Genomic DNA, 18,121 nt, shown 5'->3' on the forward strand with positions numbered 1-18,121 from the left:
CCATGACCGTGATTTACCAGACCACCATTACCCGCATCGGCCAGAGCGCCGCCGACGCGCTGAGCGACCAGATGCTGATCACTTTCCGGGAAGGGGCGCCTGCGGATATCGAAGAGTTTTGCTTTATCCACTGCCACGGCGAGCTTAACGGTGAGCTGAAGGCAGGAAGCCAGCTTGAACTGGGCGAGGCGCGCTATGCCGTGACCGCCGTCGGCGACGTGGCCGAACAAAACCTGCGCGAGCTGGGCCACATCACCCTGCGTTTCGACGGCCAGCCGCAGGCGGAGTATCCCGGCACGGTTCACGTTGATGGTCCGGTTCCGCAGGCTGTCACCCCAGGCTGCACGTTAAAATTTGTTGCGTAATTAAGGAGAAACACATGAGTCAGGTTGCCGTTGTCATTGGTGGGGGACAAACCTTAGGCGAGTTCCTCTGCCGTGGGCTTGCCGCAGAAGGTTACCGCGTGGCGGTAGTGGACATTCAGAGTGAAAAAGCCGCCCGCGTGGCGGACACCATTAACACCGAGTTTGGCGAAGGGATGGCGTATGGCTTTGGTGCCGACGCCACCAGCGAGCAAAGCGTGATGGCGCTGGCCCGCGGCGTGGACGAGATTTTTGGGCGTACCGATCTGCTGGTCTACAGCGCGGGGATTGCGAAAGCGGCCTTTATCAGCGATTTCGAACTGGGGGATTTTGACCGCTCGCTGCAGGTGAATCTGGTGGGCTATTTCCTCTGCGCCCGCGAGTTTTCTCGTCTGATGATCCGCGACGGCATTCAGGGGCGCATCATTCAGATCAACTCAAAATCAGGGAAAGTGGGCAGCAAGCATAACTCCGGCTACAGCGCGGCGAAGTTTGGCGGCGTGGGGCTGACGCAGTCTCTGGCGCTGGATCTGGCCGAATACGGCATTACCGTTCACTCGCTGATGCTGGGCAACCTGCTGAAATCGCCGATGTTCCAGTCCCTGCTGCCGCAGTACGCCACCAAGCTTGGCATCAAAGCGGAAGAGGTGGAGCAGTACTACATCGATAAAGTGCCGCTGAAGCGCGGGTGCGATTATCAGGACGTGCTGAATATGCTGCTGTTTTACGCCAGCCCGAAAGCCTCGTACTGCACCGGACAGTCGATTAACATCACCGGTGGGCAGGTCATGTTCTGATCGAGCGGCCTGATGCCCTCACCCTAACCCTCTCCCACAGGGAGAGGGAATACAATAAGGAGCCGATATGGTCACCGCACTCATCACCGTCGCCGCCCTCGCCTGGCTCTGCCAGATGGCGTTCGGCGGCTGGCAAATCCACCAGTTTAACCGCGCGTTTGATGCCCTGTGTCAGAAAGGTCGCGTCGGGGTCGGACGTTCCGGCGGACGCTTCAAACCGCGGGTCGTCGTGGCTATTGCGCTGGATGAAAACAATAACGTCTGCGATTCACTGCTCATGCGCGGCATGACCGTCTTTGCCCGTCCGGTGAAAATACAGGCAATTAACGGCATTTCGTTGCAGGAATTGCAGCCTGATGTGATCTTTCCCCATGATCCACTCTGTCAGAATGCACTATCATTAGCGCTTAATCTGAAACATGGATAATTTCGTTGTGAAAGCTATAGACTTGCGAAATTATCATTTCGCAACCTAAGGAACGAAGCGCCTATGAAACCTCGTCAGCGGCAGGCGGCCATTCTCGAACATCTGCAAAAGCAGGGAAAATGTTCGGTAGAGGATCTGGCCCACTACTTTGACACCACCGGCACGACGATACGCAAGGACCTGGTATTGCTCGAAAACTCTGGCGCCGTCATTCGAACCTACGGCGGCGTGGTGCTCAATAAGGATGAAGCGGACCCGCCTATCGATCACAAAACGCTGATCAACACCCACCAGAAGGCGCTGATTGCCGAAGCGGCGGTAAAATTTATCCACGATGGCGACTCCATTATCCTTGACGCCGGCAGCACCGTCCTGCAGATGATCCCGCTGCTCAGCCGCTTTAACAACATCACGGTGATGACCAACAGCCTGCACATCGTCAACGCCCTGTCAGAGTTCGACAGCGAGCAGACCATCCTGATGCCCGGCGGCACCTTCCGCAAAAAATCCGCCTCATTTCACGGCCAGCTGGCGGAGAACGCCTTCGACCACTTCAGCTTTGATAAACTGTTCATGGGCACCGACGGCATCGACCTGAACGCGGGGGTTACGACGTTCAACGAGGTGTTCAGCGTCAGTAAAGCCATGTGCAACGCCGCGCGGGAAGTAATTTTGATGGCAGACTCGTCGAAGTTTGGCCGCAAAAGCCCCAACATCGTCTGTAGCCTGGAAAGCGTTGATAAGCTGATTACCGACGCGGGTATCGACCCGGCGTTCAGGAAAGCGCTGGAAGAGAAAGGCATCGACGTGATTGTAACCGGAGAGAGAGATGAGTGATTTTCTGTTAGAAACGGGCCGCCAGACGCTGATGCTGGAACTGCAGGAAGCCAGCCGCCTGCCGGAACGTCTGGGCGAGGATTTTGTCCGTGCCGCCAACACTATTATCCACTGCGAAGGCAAAGTGATCGTGGCAGGCATCGGTAAATCCGGCCATATCGGCAAAAAGATTGCTGCGACGCTCGCCAGCACCGGCACCCCGGCGTTCTTCGTGCATCCTGCAGAGGCGCTGCACGGCGATCTGGGGATGATAGAAAGCCGCGACGTAATGCTGTTTATCTCCTACTCCGGTTCGGCGAAAGAGCTGGATCTCATTATTCCGCGCCTGCAGGAAAAATCGGTCGCCCTGCTGGCGATGACCGGGAAATCCCGCTCGCCCCTGGCGCTGGCCGCCAAAGCGACGCTGGATATTTCCGTTGAGCGTGAAGCCTGTCCGATGCACCTCGCCCCGACCTCCAGCACCGTGAATACCCTGATGATGGGCGACGCGCTGGCGATGGCGGTAATGCAGGCGCGCGGGTTTAACGAAGAAGATTTCGCCCGCTCGCATCCGGCGGGCGCGCTCGGGGCACGCCTGCTCAACAAGGTCCACCACCTGATGCGCACAGAAGATGCGATTCCACAGGTCAAACTCAATACCAGCGTCATGGACGCGATGCTGGAGCTCAGCCGCACCGGTCTGGGGCTGGTGGCGGTGTGCGACGACGACGGGTACGTCAAAGGCGTATTCACTGACGGCGACCTGCGCCGCTGGCTGGTGGGCGGTGGCAAGCTGGAAACCAAAGTGTCGGACGCCATGACCCAGGGCGGGCTGACGCTGAACGCCGAGAGCCGCGCCATTGAAGCCAAAGAGGTGCTGATGAAGCGCAAAATCACCGCCGCACCGGTGGTGGATGACGCCGGCAGGCTGTGCGGCGCCATCAACCTGCAGGATTTCTATCAGGCCGGGATTATCTAACCCTTCAGCCCGAGACGCTTCGCCAGCCGGTGCAGGTTGGCGACGTCCATCTCCAGCGCCCGGGCGCACGCCGCCCAGTTACGGTTATTCTGCTCCAGCGCGCGGGTAATCCTCTGACGCTGAAACGCCTCCGTGGCTTCACGCAGATTTTCATTCGCTATCTCTGGCGCCGCCTGCACGACAGCCGGTGCGGTTTCATCCTGCAGCGCAAAATGCCGCGCGTGGATCACCACTTCGTCACCCGAGCGCGTCGCCCGCGCCAGCACCACCGCACGGTGGATCGCATGCTCCAGCTCGCGCACGTTGCCCGGCCAGCCGTAGCTCAACAGATGCGCCCTCGCCCCCGGGCTCAGCACCACGCGGGAAAGCCCCATCCTGAGACGGCACTGCTCGCAGAAATAGCCCGCCAGCAGCACCACGTCGTCCCCGCGCTCGCGCAGCGGCGGCACGGTAAGTGGGAACACGCTCAGGCGGTGGAACAGGTCGGCGCGGAACTGCCCGGCCAGCACCGCTTCACGCAGGTCGCGGTTGGTCGCCGCCAGCACGCGAACATCCACTCTGTGACTGCGGTCATCCCCCACGCGCTGGATGTCGCCGTACTGCAGCACGCGCAGCAGCTTGGCCTGTAACGAAAGGGAAAGCTCACCAATCTCATCCAGAAACAGCGTGCCGTTATCGGCCATTTCAAACTTGCCGCTGCGGTTGCTGATGGCCCCGGTAAACGCTCCCTTAACGTGACCAAACAGCTCGCTTTCCGCCACGCTCTCCGGAAGCGCGGCGCAGTTGAGGTACACCAGCGGGTTAACCGCGCGCGGCGAGGCTTCGTGAATGGACTTCGCCACCAGCTCCTTACCGGTGCCGGTTTCGCCGAAGATCAGCACGTTCAAATCTGAGGCGGCAACAATCTCAATCTCTTTTTTGAGCTGCGCCATGCCCGGCGAGAGGCCAATCATCTCTGTGTGCGTTATCTGCTCAAACGCCGCCGGGCTGCCGGGAAGAATATTCTGGCTCTCCAGCTGTTCAATCAGCAGCGCGTTGTTAAGCGCCCCGGCGGCCAGCGCCGCAATCAGGCGCAGCTCTTCATCGCTAAAGGTGTCGAACTGGTCCGGCGACAGGCCGTCGAGGGTCAGTGCGCCAATCAGATTCTGCCCAGCAAACAGCGGCAGGCCGATACAGGCGTGTACCTTCAGGCTCTCCTGTCCTGGAATAAGCCCGTCATACGGGTCGGGCAAGTCGCTGTCCGCCGGGAAACGCACCACGTCACCCGCGCGGGCGATAGTTTCCAGACGCGGATGGCCTTCAAGGGTAAAGCGCCGTCCGAGCACATCCTTCGCCAGGCCGTCAATCGCCAGGGGAATAAACTGCCGTCCTTCGTAGCGCAGCAGCGCCGAGGCGTCGCACGCCAGCACGTGGCGCAGCGTTGAGATCAGCCGCTGAAAGCGGTCCTGATGGCCAATACCGGTTTGCAGCTCAATGGCGATCTTCGCCAGCACGTCTACGGAAAAGCTCATGTCTGCCTCGCTGTCATTTTGACAATGCATATTGTCATAGTGACACTGTGTTGAATAGTCATAATGACTACCCATTACGGATCATAAAAATATTAATTAAGTAAAATCAACAAATTAAAAGTTGGCACGCAACTTGATATAAGCAAACCATCTTATTTGAAAATGCTGTATCACGTAGAGGTTGCTATGTCTATTCTGGTTAAAAATAACATTCATTGGGTCGGTCAACGTGACTGGGAAGTGCGCGATTTCCACGGGACGGAATACAAAACGCTGCGCGGCAGCAGCTACAACAGCTATCTCATCCGCGAAGGAAAAAACGTGCTGATCGATACCGTCGATCACAAGTTCAGCCGCGAGTTCGTGCAGAACCTGCGCAGCGAAATCGATCTCGACGCCATCGATTACATCATCATCAACCACGCGGAAGAAGATCACGCCGGGGCGCTGACCGAGCTGATGTCTTACATCCCGAACACACCTGTCTACTGCACCACCAACGCCATCGACTCGATCAACGGCCACCACCACCATCCGGAGTGGAACTTCCACACCGTGAAAACCGGCGACGCGCTGGATATCGGTAATGGCAAGCAGCTGATCTTCGTGGAAACCCCGATGCTGCACTGGCCGGACAGCATGATGACCTACATGACCGGTGACGCGGTGCTGTTCAGCAACGACGCCTTCGGCCAGCACTACTGCGACGAACGTTTGTTTAATGACGAAGTGGATCAGACAGAGCTGTTCGAGCAGTGCCAGCGGTACTATGCCAACATCCTTACCCCGTTCAGCCGCCTGGTCACGCCAAAAATCACCGAAATCCTCGGCTTCAACCTGCCGGTGGAGATGATTGCCACCTCCCACGGCGTGGTGTGGCGTGAGAACCCGACCCAGATCGTCGAGCTGTACCTGAAATGGGCGGCGGACTATCAGGAAGACCGCATCACTATTTTCTACGACACCATGTCCAACAACACCCGCATGATGGCGGACGCCATTGCCCAGGGCATCAACGAAGTGGACCCGAACGTGGCGGTGAAAATCTTCAATGTGGCGCGCAGCGATAAGAATGAGGTGTTAACCAACGTGTTCCGCTCTAAGGGCGTGCTGGTGGGCACCTCCACCATGAACAACGTGATGATGCCGAAAATTGCCGGTCTGGTAGAAGAGATGACCGGCCTGCGCTTTCGCAACAAGCGCGCCAGCGCCTTTGGCTCCCACGGCTGGAGCGGCGGCGCGGTAGACCGTCTCTCCACCCGCTTACAGGATGCGGGCTTTGAGATGTCCATGAGCCTGAAGGCCAAGTGGCGCCCGGATATCGACGCCCTGGAGATCTGTCGCCAGCACGGTCGCGACATTGCCCATCAGTGGGCGCTCGCTCCGCTGCCGGAAGTGGCGGCAAAAGCACCCGAACAGCAGGAAGCCTGCGCCTGTGCCGCCGCGGCAGCCGCCGATCTCGGCCCGCGCATGCAGTGCAGCGTCTGCCAGTGGATTTACGATCCTGACCTGGGCGAACCGCTGCAGGATGTTGCCCCGGGCACGCCGTGGCGCGACGTGCCGGACAATTTCCTCTGCCCGGAATGTTCCCTCGGTAAGGACGTGTTTGACGAACTGGGTACGGAGGCAAAATGAGCAACGGTATCGTCATCATCGGCTCGGGCTTTGCCGCCCGTCAGCTGGTGAAAAACATCCGCAAGCAGGATGCCAGCGTGCCGCTGACGGTGATTGCCGCCGACAGCATGGACGAGTACAACAAACCTGATTTAAGCCACGTTATTAGCCAGAATCAGCGCGCCGAAGACCTCACCCGCCAGACGGCGGGGGAGTTCGCGGAACAGTTCAACCTGCGTCTGTTTCCGTACACCTGGGTCACCGATATCGACGCCGCCGCCCGCGTGGTGAAAGCAAAAGAGAAGACCTGGCAGTACGACAGGCTGGTGCTCGCCACGGGTGCCTCTGCTTTCGTGCCGCCGATTGAGGGCCGCGAGCTGATGCTCACCCTCAACAGCCAGCAGGCGTATCAGGCCAGCGAAACGGCGCTTCGCGACGCAAAGCGCGTGATGATTGTCGGCGGCGGACTGATAGGTACCGAACTGGCGATGGATTTCAGCCGGGCAGGCAAAGCCGTTACCCTGGTCGACCATGCGGCGAGCATTCTGTCGGCGCTGATGCCCGCAGAAGTAAGCAGTCGCTTACAGCATCGTCTGACTGACATGGGGGTGCATCTGCTGCTGAAATCGCAGCTGCAAAGCCTGCGCAAAACCGAAGGCGGTATTCGTGCCACGCTCGACCGCAGCCGCAGCGTTGAGGTGGATGTGGTTATCGCGGCGACGGGACTGCGCCCGGAAACTGCGCTGGCGCATCGTGCAGGCGCCGAAACAGGCCGTGGCGTGAAGGTAAATAGCTACCTTCAAACCACGCAGCCCGATATTTACGCGTTAGGCGACTGCGCTGAAATCAACGGTCAGGTGCTGCCTTTCCTGCAGCCGATACAGCTGAGCGCCATGTATCTGGCGAAAAACCTGCTCGGCGGCAGCGCACCGCTGAAACTCCCCGCCATGCTGGTGAAGGTTAAAACGCCAGAGTTACCGTTGCATCTTGCGGGGGAGACGCAGCGCATGGATCTGAGCTGGCAGATTGCCATTGAACCTCACGGAATGGTTGCACGCGGCTCTGACGCCGAAGGTCAGGTACGCGCCTTTGTGGTTAGCGAAGATCGGATGAAGGAGGCTTTCGCTCTGCTGAAATCGCTGCCCGCGTAACCCGTAATCTCTTGCCACGCTCACTTAACCATTGGATTATATTATCCGTAGCCCCGATGTCCCGGGGCTTTTTTTTGCGAATTCTATTCAGGACATAAATACAAATAAGATAAATCATCACCATTAATCCCTTAACCATTACATCCATCAATATTTAAATACGGAACACCTGATAAACACCAGCCTGTTTTATTCCCTGTTTTCGGCTTATCCTAAAAATAGACCCATTAGCCGGAGACATCCCATGACCACCTTTAGCAAAGAACTCAACTACCTTTCCGCCTATTTTAAACAGGCTAAAAAATCAGAACATATTTTGTTTCGCTGGCTCTACCTCAGCCCGGAGGCGCGCATAGAGCGCCTGCGAGAACTGATGATGCCGGTGAGTAAACGTGATAACTGAAGCACGACCAGGTTAAAACCGGAACAAATTAGTTACTTCATCATTGTTTATTCCGTGAACAATTCGCTGATAAAATATAATAAAAATTAATTTATTCCGCATCACATTTTTATTACAGGGACTTTCGCATTAAAATAAAAGGTGTTATTTTTCGTCGTGAATTAAGTCCTTTTTGGAATCCACTCTCATGAACGCATTTAGTTATCTGCAACGTCTGGGTAAAGCCCTGATGTTGCCAATCGCCACCCTGCCCGTTGCAGCGATATTATTACGCCTCGGGCAGCCTGATGTTTTTAATATTCCGTTTATAGCCAGCGCCGGTGGCGGTATCTTTGACAGTCTACCTTTGTTGTTTGCCTTAGGGATCGCCATTGGTCTGGCAAAAGACAACGCCGGTGCTGCAGCCCTCGCAGGGGCGGTGGGTTTCCTGGTGCTTACCAAAGCCACGGCCGTCATAAACTCATCCATTAACATGTCCTTCTTCGCCGGGATCATTGCCGGTGTCGTCGCGGGTCACTGCTATAACCGTTTCTCAAATACCAAACTTCCAGACTTTCTCGCCTTCTTTGCGGGCAAACGCCTGGTGCCGATCGTAACCGGGCTTATTTGCCTGTTCATCGCCTGGATTTGCGGGTATGTCTGGCCTTCCGTGCAGCACGGTATTGATACCTTCAGCCTGTTTGTCTCCCGCAGCGGCGAACCGGGGTGGTTTATTTATGGTGTCCTGAACCGCGCGCTAATCCCCTTCGGTTTGCATTACATTCTGCACTCCGTCTTCTGGTTTAGTCTCGGCGACTGCCTGAAAGTGGCTTACGATGCCGCCAGCGCGGTACACAATATCTGTCTGGCCCCTGACGTGGTAAAAGGGCTGGTGGTTGGCGGTGCTGTACCGGGTATTGACGGTTCCAGCATCACGCAGATTGCAACCGACCTGACCCGTGGCGACCTTAACCGCTTCTTCGCCGGTGACCCGCATGCAGGCGTTTACATGGCCTGGGCTTACCCGATCTTTATGGGAGGCCTGCCGGGTGCCGCGCTGGCGATGTATTTCGCCGCACCGAAAGCACGTCGCGCTACCGTAGGGGGGATGCTGCTTTCTGTGGCTCTGACCGCTTTCCTGACCGGCATTACCGAGCCCATCGAGTTCTCCTTCCTGTTCCTTGCCCCTGCTCTGTATGCGCTGCATGCGGTACTGGCGGGCGTGAGCATGGTGATCACCAACAGCCTCGGCGTACTGCACGGTTTTGGTTTCTCTGCCGGGCTTATCGACTTCGTTCTCAACTGGGGACTGGCTACTAAGCCGTGGATCCTGATCCCACTGATCGTGCTGTTCTTCGCGATCTACTTTGTCGTATTCACCTTCGCGATCCGCTTCTTTAAGCTGAAAACGCCGGGCCGCGAAGACGACGAGGCTGTAGCGGGTAATTCTGACGATCAAAGCGAAGCCATCACGCAATACATCGCGGCACTGGGTGGCAAAGACAACCTCAGGATTGTCGATGCCTGCATTACCCGCCTGCGCCTGACGCTCGTTGATAACAGCGTGCTGGATGAGCCCGTGCTGAAATCGCTGGGCGCGAAAGGTATTCTCAAAATGGGTACGCAGAATGCGCAGGTTATTCTGGGCCCGCAGGCAGAAAGCATTGCGCTAAAGATTCGGGCACAGCTTGAAATCTGACGCTGCATAATCCAGTTCCCTCTCCGCCCTGGAGGGGGAACAAAACCGGAACACTTTATCAATCCAGACCTTAATTATTCCGCAAAAAAACCTACACTCTCACCATCCACCTTTTATCCTGGGTACGTCGACATGCGCCAGCTTCAGAAAATCCGACAGTATCAACGGCTTTATCAACACTATGGCGCAGAGCCAAAACCGACGACTATTGCTGAAGTCGCCGAGGTGGCGCTGTGCAGTGAACGTCATGCACGTACCCTGTTGCGCCAGCTGGCGCAGAGCGGATGGTTAAGCTGGAATGCTCAGCCGGGACGGGGACATCGCGCCATCTTGCACTGCCTGACAACCACCAGCGAACTCAGCGCCCCTCTGATGCACGCCTGCCTGGAGAAGGGGGATTACCAGAGCGCGCTGCAGCTGGCTGATGGCGATCCAGCCAGCCTGCATCACATCATCACACCCTTTTTAGGCGGAAAGTGGCTTAAGCACCAGCCAACCCTGCGCATTCCCTGGTATCGTCCACTGACGTCGCTTCATCCGGCGCTTCAGCGTCGTCGCGCTGAGCAGCACATTATCTGCGCCGTACACGCGGGATTAACGCGCTATATGCCCGGTCAGCCGCATCCAGTACCTGATCTAGCCCATCACTGGGAATTCAACGAAGACAAACGCCGCTGGCGTTTTTACCTGCGCAGCGGTGCGCACTGGCACAATGGGCAAGCTATCAGCGATGAAGATATCCTCATTGCGCTGCAACAGGTATTGGCCGATCCGGCACGCAATGCAGGTCTGACTCACGTCTGCAAGGCGTTGCTTATTGCCCCCTGGTGTCTGGAGATACAGCTGACCATCCCCGATGCGATGCTGGCGCATCGTCTCGCGCACCACGTATGCCGCCTGCCACATCCACAGCAACCGGACATCGGTGCCGGGCCCTTTGCCATTGCGCACCACCATTCTCACTACCTGCGCCTGGAGCGCCAGCCCTGGTATTTTGCTGCCCATCCGCTACTGCATGCGATAGAGTTCTGGCGAACCCGTACGGAGGCGCAAAAACCGGCGTGGATCACCGTCGGGAAAGGACAAAATGCGCAGGCAGCGGTAACGTCCACCAGCGGCGGATTCGCCTGGCTAATGGTAAACGCCAGGTTACCCGAGCCGCTTGCGGCCTGGCTACGTCAGGAAATTCAGAGCATGACTCATCAACAGTTTCTCCATCGGGATGATTTAGAAACCCAAACGGAAATACTGCCAGGCCTGACACCACCGCAATACCCGCAGGCTTCGGAAGCGATGCTTCCCGCCACGCTTTCGCTGGTTTGCTACCACACACCTGAACTGTGCGAACTGGCCGATATTCTGCGCGCGCGCCTGAAAAAGCACAGCTGCAACGTGACGGTGAAATGGAAAGATCGCGAAGAGTGGCATGGTCATAACGCGCTGGATCAGGCCGATCTTTTGTTGGGTGACTATCTGGCGGGTGAACTGCCAGGCTTTGCCCTGGTGGAGTGGTTTTTTGATGAGCCTGCGTGGGCCACGGCCTTAGGCGAGGACACCTGGCAAGAAGAGAAGCAGAAACTGATGGGTTATTGTGAAAGTGAGGAGACCCTGAATAATCACCTGCCCTCCTTCTTTCATTCCTTGCTGGAAAGCGGCGCCTGTACGCCGCTTTTCCACTACCGCTACCGTCTTAACACCCTGGAAAACGTGCAGGACATTGTGCTGACCGCCAGCGGCTGGCTTGATTTTACCCGCGCCTGGCTACCCCCTGCTCAGGATCGCACCACCAGCGCGTCGTAGCCGCGCCAGCGGTAGTTGACCATGGAGATCAGCCAGCAGGCAACGAACAGCCCGACCACCACAAACCCGGCGTTGCCCAGGTTGTCGTTTACCGCGCCAATCAGATCCCAGACGCCGCCGCTGAGGGCAAATTTATCCATCAGCAGACCCAGCGCTTCCAGCCCGCCGATAAACAGCGCCACCACCACGGAGGTGCCGGTGATGGTCATGTTGTAATAGAGCTTGCGCTGCGGCTTGTTAAACGCCCAGCCGTAGGCACCGACCATCAGCAGGTTATCGAGGGTATCCACCAGCGCCATGCCGCTGGCGAAGAGCGCCGGGAAGATCATGATTGACCACACCGACATCCCGCTGGAGGCGCTGGCGGCAGAGATCCCCAGCACGCCAATCTCGGTGGCCGTGTCAAAGCCGAGGCCAAACAGGAAACCGACCAGGTACATCTGCCAGCTTTTATTCACCAGACGAAAGGTTTTGCCAAACAGCCAGTTCATGACGCCGCCCTGGGCAGGGAGCGTGATGTCGCCCTGCACAGGCCTGCCGTGTTTCAGCGCCTGAAAACTGCGCCAGACGCCGCGCAGGATCACCATATTCACCAGCGCCATCGCCAGCAGGAAGGTCGCGGAAACGGCGGTACCAATCAGGCTGCCAGTTTCGTGGAACCATTCCATGTTTTTCTGAAACGCCGTGGCGGTAGCGGCGATGGCAATGGAGGCCAGCACCACGATGGTGGAGTGCCCCAGCGAGAACCACGCCCCCACGCCGGACGGGCGCGAGCCCTGCTGCATCAGCTTACGCGTCACGGTATCAATGGCGGCAATATGGTCAGCGTCCACCGCGTGACGCAGCCCGTAGCACCACGCCAGCAGACTTGCCGCCATCAGCGCCGTGCTGCCGCTAAAGGTGTGCCATGCCCATCCCCAGGCCAGCAGGTTTGCCATTACCAGAGCCAGCAGCAGGAGCGCGGCGCGAGGTTCATTGCGTAACAGTCGTAACATTTTTAGTCCTTTGTAAACATGACCGGGCTGCGGCGACCACCGCCTGCCCGAAGGAGATCGCTCCGTCACCTGCGGGCAGGCGCGAAGGAAAAAGAAGCGTAAAGTCAGAAAGGTAATGACGCAGGCGCGCGCGCAGCAGACGGTTGTGCAACACACCGCCGCTGAGACAGATTGTCGACAGCGATAAGCGCCGGGCATGGAACGCAGCGAGCTCCGCCAGCCCTTTTGCCAGCGCGTCGTGAAACGCCCACGCGCGCTCGCAGGGCTCTGCCTGCCAGCTCAGCCACTGCTGCCAGAAAAGCGCGAAGTCTTCCACCGACAGCGTAACCGGGTGTTCGACGCCGTTGCACTGTGCCGCCAGCGCTTCCAGCCTGCAGGCCGCTTCACCTTCCCAGGATTGGGTTTCGATACCCAGCGCGCAGGCGGCGGCATCAAACAGGCGACCGCACGACGACGCCAGCGGCGCGTTGACGCCGCGCTGGATAGCCTTCGCCAGCAGCGGCCAGTTCTGACGCTGTACCGCGCGCGTTTCCGGATACTGCTGCCAGTCAGGGACAAACGCCAGGCACTGGGCGAGCAGGTTACGCCACGGCTGCCGCGCCGCCAGATCGCCCCCCGGCAGCGCAACGGCAGGCAGGCCACCTAAATGCGCGCACTCGAGATAGTTGACACGCAGGCACTCCCCGCCCCACAGCGCGCCGTTTTCACCCATGCCGATCCCATCCAGCGTCAGGGCGATAACATCTCCGCCCTCCCGCGGCCAGCCGTTTTCCGCCAGGCACGCCGCCGCGTGGGCGTGATGGTGCAGCACGGTTTCAACGGGCAGCCCCTGCGCCTGCGCCCACTGGCGCGCACGGTACCCCGGATGGGCGTCGCACACCACGCGCTCCGGCTCGAAGGCGTAGATGTCCTGCATCGTCGAGAGCGCGCCGCGCCACTGCGCTTCGACACCCTCGTCACCGAGATCGCCAAAATGCTGGCTCAGCACCGCCTGGTTGCCACGCACCAGGCAGAAGGTGTTTTTCATCTCCGCCCCGGTGCAGAACATGGCGGGAATATTCTCGAATCCCGCAGGCAACGTGATGGCATCGGGCACAAAACCGCGCGCCCGGCGCAGCATCGCGCCGTCCCGATCCACCACCGAATCGTCCATCCGCTGAAGAATATCGCGATTGTGTAGCAGGAAGCCGTCCACGATGCCGCTGAGCTCATCCAGCACCTGCCGGTTGGTGATGGCAGGCGGCCTGCCGCTAAGGTTGCCGGAGGTCATCACCAGCGGTCGCTGGCAGTCCATCATCAGCAAATGCTGCAGCGGGTTCGCAGGAAGCATGATGCCCACGGAATCCAGACCGGGCGCGATACCTTCCGGGAACGCGGGCAGCCAGGCTTTTGGCGTGAGCACAATGGGTGCGGCGGGTGAGCGTAGCAGCGTCTGAACCGTCTCCGGCAGGTCATCCGCATGCGGGATCATCACCGCCAGCGGCTTCGCGGGCCGCTGCTTGCGTGACCGAAGCGTCGCGACCGCCTGCGGGTTACGCGCGTCACAGACGAGGTGAAAGCCCCCCAGCCCTTTGACGGCGACAATACCGCCGCTTTTCAGCATCGCCACCGCTGCGCGCAGCGCAGCCTCGCGCTCAGCAGTCATGTCGCCCGCACGCCACATAAGCGCGGGCCCGCAGTCCGGGCAGGCGACCGGCTGGGCGTGAAAACGGCGGTCGGCAGGATTGCGGTACTCGGCTTCACACGGCCCACAGAGCGGGAACGGCGCCATTGCCGTGGCCGGACGGTCATAGGGCATGGCGCGGATAATGGTAAACCGCGGCCCGCAGTGGGTGCAGTTGATAAACGGATAGCGATAACGGCGTTCGAGTGGGTCGCACATCTCAGCCAGACACGCCGGACAGGTGGCGGCATCCGGCACAATCTGGGTGTCCATCGTCCCGGCCGCGCTGTGGCGGATGGTAAAGTCCTCCGGTACGTGCGCCCAGGTAAACGGCTGCGCTTCCACGCGGTCAATGCGTGCCAGCGGCGGGCAGTCCTGATGCAGCCTCGCGGTAAAGGCCCCCCCATTACCCACGAGGCGCACCAGCACGCCCTCTCCGTCATTGCAGACGTCACCGGTCAACTGAAGCGCCTGCGCCAGCTGCCAGACGAAGGGACGAAACCCGACGCCCTGCACCTTGCCGCGCACGCGCAGCTGAACGCCGTTGCTGCTCATACGGTTCAGAACAGCAGCGATGACGAGGTGTCGAACGCCGCGCGACGGCGCTTTTCGGCGCTCATCTGCTCAAGCTTGTCGCGATCAACGCAGACCAGCGCGTGCGTCGGGCAGGCTTCCATACAGGCCGGGCCGGCGTCGCGGTGGTAGCACAGGTCACATTTGTTGGCTTCGGCTTTGTCCGCGCGCACGCTCAGTCCCATACCGCTGTTGCGCACTACCGGACGGACCACCACCTCCATCGCGCCATACGGGCAGGCGACCACGCAGGTTTTGCAGCCAATGCAGCGCTCCTGCATCACGTGCACAAAGCCTTTCTCGCGTTTAATCGCCCCGTTCGGGCAGACGTTGGCGCACGGTGCGTCTTCGCACTGGCGACAGATGGCGGCGGTGGAAATATTCACGCCTTTGATGACGTGGATGCGCGGCAAAAACGTGTCAGGGGTAAGCGACGCGCAGTCCTGCTCCGCCTGATGGGAAACCACGCACGCCACTTCACAGGTACGGCAACCAATACACTTACTGGCATCGGCCATAATAAAACGGTTCATCTGCTTCTCCAGCATTACAGTTATGCCCGGAGATATTCATAAACCGTGCCAATAATTAAATCATTGATTTTATTTGGTTTTAAAAATAAAAGCGGTGCTGTCATCGTCACTTATGACGATGACAGCTGTCGACATCAGCGGTGCGGGCCGTCAATAACCGAGTCGCGCAGGACAAGCTCGCCGGAGAAAATTTGCTGATATTTAAACTCGCCGCCGTCGAGCATGAAGATCAGGCGGCTGATGGTCTCTTTGATCATCTCCGTTACCGGGATACGTACGCTGGAAAGCGACGGCACAATGTAAGGCGCGATGGCCACGTCGTCAAAACCGATCACCGACACCGCGTCCGGTGCGGCTACGCCGCTGTCGTGCAGCTGCTTCATGGCGCCAATTGCCATGTCGTCATTACTCGCCACCAGCGCCGTAAAGCGTTCACCGCGAGCAAGCAGTTCGGACACCGCCGCCGCGCCGCTGGCGGGGTTCCACTTCCCCTGCGCAATCAGCCCCTCGCGCAGCGGAATACCGTGCTGCGCCAGCGCGTCCTTATAGCCGGAGAGACGCTCAACCCCGGTGGGAGAATCCAGCGAGCCGGTGATAAAGGCGATCTCCCGATGCCCTTTCGCAATCAGCTGTGACACCGCGTCCTGGCTGGAGGCTTTATGATCGGACCACACGCTGTGGCTGCTGTTTTTCCGCAGGCGGCGGTTGAGTACCATAATGGGCTGCTCGCACTTCTCGACGATCTCATCCATCTCTTCCACGCTCAGAAAACGCGGATAGATGATCACCGCGTCGCAGCGCATATCGAGCAAATACTGGATCGCCTCGCGCTCTTCATCCGCGCTGTGCTTGCCGTCCGCGAGGATCAGCTGCCGCCCTTTCTCTTCCGTCATGCGCGCGGCGTGAAACAGCAGCTCGCTAAAGTAGACGCCGTGATAAAGGGTGTTCGTCACCACCAGGCCCAGCGTCTGGGTACGTTTGGTCGCCAGGTTGCGCGCCAGCAAATTTGGGCGATAGCCGCTCTCTTCAATGGCCTGAAACACCCGATCTTTGGTCTCCTGGCTGACATAGCCATTGCCCGACAGCACCCGGGACACCGTGGCTTTCGAAACGCCTGCCCGCTTCGCCACTTCAAGCATCGTGGTCATGTTGTTATTCCGTCTGCATCTGATGGAGCGCAGTGTACTGCACTGCAGAAAAATTGTCGCAGCGGTGAAATCACGCTTTTGGCTCCTGCTGGTGATCGGTGTCACGAAATAAAAAAATGGTCAAAAAGCGATCTTGTTTCATCAAAAGAAACTCATGATGATTATGTGGAACCGGTTTCCTACATTTCTCAAAACGATAACAGGATCACATCCGATGGCCAAAAATTACGCTGCGCTGGCGAACGACGTTGTCAGCGCGCTGGGTGGCAAAGAGAACATCGTCGCCGTCACCCACTGCATGACGCGACTTCGTTTCGTTCTGAAAGACGAAAGCCTTACCGATACCGCGCGCCTGAAAAGCATCAGCGGCGTGCTCGGCGTGGTGCGCACCGACAACCAGTGCCAGGTCATCATCGGCAACACCGTTTCGCAGGCGTACCGCGAAGTGGTGAGCCTGCTGCCAACCAGCCTGCAGCCTGCCGTACCGGAAGGCCCGCAAAAGCTGACGCTGCGTCGCATTGGCGCCGGGATCCTCGACGCGCTGATCGGCACCATGTCCCCGCTGATCCCGGCGATCATCGGCGGCTCAATGGTCAAGCTGCTGGCGATGATCCTTGAGATGACCGGCGTGCTGCCAAAAGGCGCGCCGACGCTCACTATTCTGACCGTCATCGGCGACGGCGCGTTCTTCTTCCTGCCGCTGATGGTGGCGGCCTCGGCGGCGGTGAAGTTCAAAACCAACATGTCGCTGGCCATCGCCATTGCGGGCGTGCTGGTGCACCCGAGCTTTATCGAGCTGATGGCGAAAGCCGCGCAGGGCGAACACGTTGAGTTCGCCTTTATCCCGGTGACGGCGGTGAAATACACCTACACCGTCATCCCGGCGCTGGTGATGACCTGGTGCCTGTCATACATCGAGCGCTGGGTGGATCGCATCACCCCGGCGGTAACCAAAAACTTCCTCAAGCCGATGCTGATCGTTCTGATTGCCGCCCCGCTCGCCATCGTGCTGATTGGGCCGCTGGGCATCTGGATCGGTAGCGCCATCTCCGCGCTGGTTTACACCATTCACGGCTATCTGGGCTGGCTCTCCGTGGCCATCATGGGCGCGCTGTGGCCGCTGCTGGTCATGACCGGGATGCACCGCGTGTTTACGCCAACCATCATTCAGACCATTGCCGAAACGGGCAAAGAAGGGATGGTCATGCCGTCGGAAATCGGCGCCAACCTGTCGCTCGGCGGTTCGTCGCTGGCGGTGGCGTGGAAAACCAAAAACCCGGAGTTGCGCCAGACGGCACTGGCGGCGGCGGCCTCCGCTATTATGGCGGGGATCTCTGAACCGGCCCTGTACGGCGTCGCAATACGTCTGAAACGCCCGCTGATTGCAAGCCTGATCAGCGGCTTTATCTGCGGCGCGGTTGCCGGTATCGCGGGTCTTGCCAGCCACTCGATGGCGGCACCGGGGCTGTTTACCAGCGTACAGTTCTTCGACCCGGCGAACCCGATGACCATCGTCTGGGTGTTTGGCGTAATGGGCCTGGCAGTGGTGCTGTCGTTTGTTCTGACCCTGATACTGGGCTTTGAGGATATTCCGGTCGAAGACGACGCCGAAAAAGCGCGCGCCCTGCAGACCGCACCGGTACAGAACAACGCAGCAAAAGCATAAATTGA

At 58.9% G+C, this 18,121-nt stretch carries 16 protein-coding genes; 11 read left to right on the forward strand and 5 right to left on the reverse strand.

From position 1 onward, the window contains the following. The first annotated feature begins 2 nt into the window (after positions 1-2). The 5 genes from srlB (at position 3) to gutQ (ending at position 3,381) form a co-directional block, all read left to right on the forward strand. On the forward strand, positions 3-365 hold the full coding sequence (gene srlB / locus ACMGG5_RS01045) for a PTS glucitol/sorbitol transporter subunit IIA (protein ID WP_148421336.1): 363 nt from the start codon (positions 3-5) through the stop codon (positions 363-365). A 14-nt stretch (positions 366-379) separates the two neighbouring features. Then, positions 380-1,159 carry a sorbitol-6-phosphate dehydrogenase gene (gene srlD / locus ACMGG5_RS01050; protein WP_290093813.1) on the forward strand — a complete coding sequence of 260 codons (780 nt, stop codon included), beginning with the start codon at positions 380-382 and terminating at the stop codon, positions 1,157-1,159. 67 nt (positions 1,160-1,226) lie between these two features. Further along, a complete protein-coding gene (gutM, locus tag ACMGG5_RS01055) occupies positions 1,227-1,586 on the forward strand; it encodes a transcriptional regulator GutM (RefSeq protein ID WP_032648019.1) in 360 nt (119 codons plus the stop codon). A gap of 63 nt (positions 1,587-1,649) precedes the next feature. Beyond that, a complete protein-coding gene (gene srlR / locus ACMGG5_RS01060; RefSeq protein ID WP_021241949.1) occupies positions 1,650-2,423 on the forward strand; it encodes a glucitol operon DNA-binding transcriptional repressor SrlR in 774 nt (257 codons plus the stop codon). Next, positions 2,416-3,381 carry an arabinose-5-phosphate isomerase GutQ gene (gutQ, locus tag ACMGG5_RS01065; RefSeq protein WP_420277357.1) on the forward strand — a complete coding sequence of 322 codons (966 nt, stop codon included), beginning with the start codon at positions 2,416-2,418 and terminating at the stop codon, positions 3,379-3,381. The genes srlR and gutQ overlap by 8 nt, the downstream gene beginning before the upstream one ends. Here gutQ and norR read toward each other — a convergent pair. After that, positions 3,378-4,892, reverse strand: coding sequence for a nitric oxide reductase transcriptional regulator NorR (gene norR, locus ACMGG5_RS01070; RefSeq protein WP_420277358.1), 1,515 nt, complete (start codon positions 4,890-4,892; stop codon positions 3,378-3,380). The genes gutQ and norR overlap by 4 nt on opposite strands. A gap of 186 nt (positions 4,893-5,078) precedes the next feature. Between norR and norV the strand changes: the two genes are divergently transcribed. The 5 genes from norV to ACMGG5_RS01095 all read left to right on the forward strand — a co-directional run bounded on the left by norV (position 5,079) and on the right by ACMGG5_RS01095 (position 11,538). Next, on the forward strand, positions 5,079-6,527 hold the full coding sequence (gene norV / locus ACMGG5_RS01075; protein ID WP_420277359.1) for an anaerobic nitric oxide reductase flavorubredoxin: 1,449 nt from the start codon (positions 5,079-5,081) through the stop codon (positions 6,525-6,527). After that, positions 6,524-7,657 (forward strand): NADH:flavorubredoxin reductase NorW, encoded by a 1,134-nt coding sequence (gene norW, locus ACMGG5_RS01080; protein ID WP_420277360.1) that lies wholly within the window; start codon positions 6,524-6,526, stop codon positions 7,655-7,657. Before norV ends, norW begins: the two co-directional genes overlap by 4 nt. 244 nt (positions 7,658-7,901) lie before the next feature. Then, positions 7,902-8,060: a hypothetical protein gene (locus tag ACMGG5_RS01085; RefSeq protein WP_162837374.1), complete on the forward strand. Its 159-nt coding sequence runs from the start codon at positions 7,902-7,904 to the stop codon at positions 8,058-8,060. 187 nt (positions 8,061-8,247) lie between these two features. Further along, positions 8,248-9,738, forward strand: coding sequence for an N-acetylglucosamine-specific PTS transporter subunit IIBC (nagE, locus tag ACMGG5_RS01090; protein WP_420277361.1), 1,491 nt, complete (start codon positions 8,248-8,250; stop codon positions 9,736-9,738). 132 nt (positions 9,739-9,870) lie between these two features. After that, positions 9,871-11,538 carry an SgrR family transcriptional regulator gene (locus ACMGG5_RS01095; RefSeq protein WP_420277362.1) on the forward strand — a complete coding sequence of 556 codons (1,668 nt, stop codon included), beginning with the start codon at positions 9,871-9,873 and terminating at the stop codon, positions 11,536-11,538. Here ACMGG5_RS01095 and ACMGG5_RS01100 read toward each other — a convergent pair. The 4 genes from ACMGG5_RS01100 to ACMGG5_RS01115 all read right to left on the reverse strand — a co-directional run bounded on the left by ACMGG5_RS01100 (position 11,511) and on the right by ACMGG5_RS01115 (position 16,450). Continuing rightward, positions 11,511-12,533 carry a HoxN/HupN/NixA family nickel/cobalt transporter gene (locus tag ACMGG5_RS01100; protein WP_032648029.1) on the reverse strand — a complete coding sequence of 341 codons (1,023 nt, stop codon included), beginning with the start codon at positions 12,531-12,533 and terminating at the stop codon, positions 11,511-11,513. The two genes, ACMGG5_RS01095 and ACMGG5_RS01100, sit on opposite strands and share 28 nt — an antisense overlap. Next, positions 12,511-14,751 carry a carbamoyltransferase HypF gene (gene hypF / locus ACMGG5_RS01105; RefSeq protein WP_420277364.1) on the reverse strand — a complete coding sequence of 747 codons (2,241 nt, stop codon included), beginning with the start codon at positions 14,749-14,751 and terminating at the stop codon, positions 12,511-12,513. Before hypF ends, ACMGG5_RS01100 begins: the two co-directional genes overlap by 23 nt. A 5-nt stretch (positions 14,752-14,756) precedes the next feature. Further along, positions 14,757-15,302: an electron transport protein HydN gene (gene hydN, locus ACMGG5_RS01110; protein ID WP_029739520.1), complete on the reverse strand. Its 546-nt coding sequence runs from the start codon at positions 15,300-15,302 to the stop codon at positions 14,757-14,759. Between the two features lie 134 nt (positions 15,303-15,436). Further along, positions 15,437-16,450: a LacI family DNA-binding transcriptional regulator gene (locus tag ACMGG5_RS01115; RefSeq protein WP_032648032.1), complete on the reverse strand. Its 1,014-nt coding sequence runs from the start codon at positions 16,448-16,450 to the stop codon at positions 15,437-15,439. Between the two features lie 214 nt (positions 16,451-16,664). Between ACMGG5_RS01115 and ascF the strand changes: the two genes are divergently transcribed. Further along, positions 16,665-18,116, forward strand: coding sequence for a PTS cellobiose/arbutin/salicin transporter subunit IIBC (gene ascF / locus ACMGG5_RS01120; RefSeq protein WP_290093824.1), 1,452 nt, complete (start codon positions 16,665-16,667; stop codon positions 18,114-18,116). Positions 18,117-18,121 lie beyond the last annotated feature (5 nt).

Origin of the sequence: Enterobacter sp. BNK-34 (genome assembly GCF_048684445.1) — a bacterium.
Taxonomy (GTDB): Bacteria; Pseudomonadota; Gammaproteobacteria; order Enterobacterales; family Enterobacteriaceae; genus Enterobacter; species Enterobacter pseudoroggenkampii.

Coding starts and splice junctions, on each gene's coding strand:
- srlB (WP_148421336.1), top strand. CDS start 3: ATGACCGTGATTTACCAGACCACCATTACCCGCATCGGCCAGAGCGCC.
- ACMGG5_RS01115 (WP_032648032.1), bottom strand. CDS start 16,450: ATGACCACGATGCTTGAAGTGGCGAAGCGGGCAGGCGTTTCGAAAGCC.
- ascF (WP_290093824.1), top strand. CDS start 16,665: ATGGCCAAAAATTACGCTGCGCTGGCGAACGACGTTGTCAGCGCGCTG.
- nagE (WP_420277361.1), top strand. CDS start 8,248: ATGAACGCATTTAGTTATCTGCAACGTCTGGGTAAAGCCCTGATGTTG.
- gutQ (WP_420277357.1), top strand. CDS start 2,416: ATGAGTGATTTTCTGTTAGAAACGGGCCGCCAGACGCTGATGCTGGAA.
- ACMGG5_RS01095 (WP_420277362.1), top strand. CDS start 9,871: ATGCGCCAGCTTCAGAAAATCCGACAGTATCAACGGCTTTATCAACAC.
- gutM (WP_032648019.1), top strand. CDS start 1,227: ATGGTCACCGCACTCATCACCGTCGCCGCCCTCGCCTGGCTCTGCCAG.
- ACMGG5_RS01100 (WP_032648029.1), bottom strand. CDS start 12,533: ATGTTACGACTGTTACGCAATGAACCTCGCGCCGCGCTCCTGCTGCTG.
- hydN (WP_029739520.1), bottom strand. CDS start 15,302: ATGAACCGTTTTATTATGGCCGATGCCAGTAAGTGTATTGGTTGCCGT.
- norR (WP_420277358.1), bottom strand. CDS start 4,892: ATGAGCTTTTCCGTAGACGTGCTGGCGAAGATCGCCATTGAGCTGCAA.
- srlR (WP_021241949.1), top strand. CDS start 1,650: ATGAAACCTCGTCAGCGGCAGGCGGCCATTCTCGAACATCTGCAAAAG.
- norV (WP_420277359.1), top strand. CDS start 5,079: ATGTCTATTCTGGTTAAAAATAACATTCATTGGGTCGGTCAACGTGAC.
- ACMGG5_RS01085 (WP_162837374.1), top strand. CDS start 7,902: ATGACCACCTTTAGCAAAGAACTCAACTACCTTTCCGCCTATTTTAAA.
- norW (WP_420277360.1), top strand. CDS start 6,524: ATGAGCAACGGTATCGTCATCATCGGCTCGGGCTTTGCCGCCCGTCAG.
- srlD (WP_290093813.1), top strand. CDS start 380: ATGAGTCAGGTTGCCGTTGTCATTGGTGGGGGACAAACCTTAGGCGAG.
- hypF (WP_420277364.1), bottom strand. CDS start 14,751: ATGAGCAGCAACGGCGTTCAGCTGCGCGTGCGCGGCAAGGTGCAGGGC.